The organism is Pseudomonas sp. 05T35, assembly GCF_056396605.1.
Genome location: NZ_JBFTLU010000655.1, coordinates 1 through 1,743, shown reverse-complemented (window position 1 = coordinate 1,743; position 1,743 = coordinate 1). Strand labels below are relative to the sequence as shown.

2 protein-coding genes are annotated in these 1,743 nt (G+C 56.4%); one reads left to right on the top strand and one right to left on the bottom strand.

The features are described from left to right. On the bottom strand, positions 1 to 838 hold an 838-nt coding region (locus tag AC1DH9_RS28480), incomplete at its 3' end, for an amino acid ABC transporter substrate-binding protein (RefSeq protein ID WP_477809268.1). A 467-nt stretch (positions 839 to 1,305) separates the two neighbouring features. Here AC1DH9_RS28480 and AC1DH9_RS28475 point away from each other — a divergent pair. Further along, positions 1,306 to 1,743: alpha/beta hydrolase (locus tag AC1DH9_RS28475; protein WP_477809267.1), on the top strand; the 438-nt coding region annotated here is incomplete at its 3' end.

Genomic DNA, 1,743 nt, shown 5'->3' with positions numbered 1-1,743 from the left:
GCAGACGGGCAACGTCCGGGTTCTTGGTCGACTTGGCTTCAGCTTCGACGTTTTTCGAGGTGATACCGGCCTCTTCGGCGTTGAGCATGGCGTAGCCAACCCAACGAACGATCGCCAGCCACTCGTCGTCGCCGTTACGTACGACTGGACCCAGAGGCTCTTTGGAGATGGTTTCCGGCAGAACTACGTAATCTTTAGGCGAAGCCAGTTTGCTGCGCTGTGCATACAACTGGGACTTGTCGGAGGTCAATACGTCGCAACGACCGGATTCCAGCGACTTGGCGCTTTCATCGGAGGTGTCGAAAGTAATCGGGGTGTACTTCAGGCCGTTGGCACGGAAGTAGTCGGACACGTTCAGCTCGGTGGTGGTACCGGCTTGAATACAGATAGTCGCACCATCCAGTTCCTTGGCACTTTTCACGCCCAGCTTGCTGTTGGCCAGGAAGCCTACGCCGTCGTAATAAGTAATGAAGCCAGGAAATTTCAGGCCCATGCCCGCGTCACGGGAACTGGTCATGGTGGAGTTACGCGACAACATGTCGATTTCGCCGGATTGAAGCGCGGTGAAACGCTCCTTGGCATTCAACTGGCTGAATTTGACCTTGGTCGCGTCGCCGAATACGGCAGCGGCAACGGCGCGGCAGTAATCAGCATCGATACCGACAATCTTGCCGGTGGAGTCCGGAACCGAAAAACCTGGCAAACCGTCGCTCACGCCACATTGCACAAAGCCTTTCTTCTGTACCGCATCCAGGGTTGCACCCGCCTGAGCGAACCCACTGACACCGAGTACTGCGGCCGCAGTCACGACTGCCAGGGTGGATTTCAACATCTTCATTCAAACCTCCAGTTTTGCTCTTGTTGTGTCGGAGCTTGAGTCCTGCCGCACCCTTATGAGGCGCTGTTGACCCGTGTTGGCATTTCTTTGGGTCAAGCGGCGTAAGACCTTAGCTATGAGTCTAGTAGGAGAAAATCCACATAATGGAAAACTCGCTTCTCACCAATCGGCCGAACGGGCTGTAGCCCCTTTTACGTTCGCGAAGCCCGTAACGGCCACTGGCGAACATCCATCACCGGATTCTTGCTATCCCACAGCCGACAGTGACTGATAGTGTTACCGCCGTGGCTGAGAGCAATCACTTCGCCTTCCCCATAGCAAGGCCCGTACCACAGTTGCGGCTTAAGCGTTTCAGCCACAGATCAATAGAAAAATTTATAGATTTACGACATTTTATTAACCAATCAACCAGCCGCGCCCCATCTTCTCGCACCGCACGGGAGTATGCGCACCACAATGGAGCAACCATGACCGAGCCCTTGATTCTTCAGCCCAGCAAGCCTGTCGATGCCTGCGTTATATGGCTGCACGGCCTGGGCGCCGACCGCTACGACTTCCTGCCGGTGGCCGAAGCCCTGCAGGAAAACCTGTTGACCACCCGCTTCGTCCTGCCCCAGGCGCCGACTCGCGCAGTGACCATCAATGGTGGTTACGAGATGCCGAGCTGGTACGACATCAAGGCCATGAGCCCCGCCCGGAGCATCAATCATGAAGAGCTGGAGGTGTCGGCCCAAACCGTCATAACGCTGATCGAAGAGCAGCGAGCCAGCGGAATAGACGCCTCGCGGATATTTCTTGCAGGGTTTTCCCAAGGCGGCGCCGTCGTGCTGCACAGCGCTTTCCTGAAATGGCAGGGACCGCTGGGTGGCGTACTTGCCCTCTCTACCTATGCGCCGACATTCAGC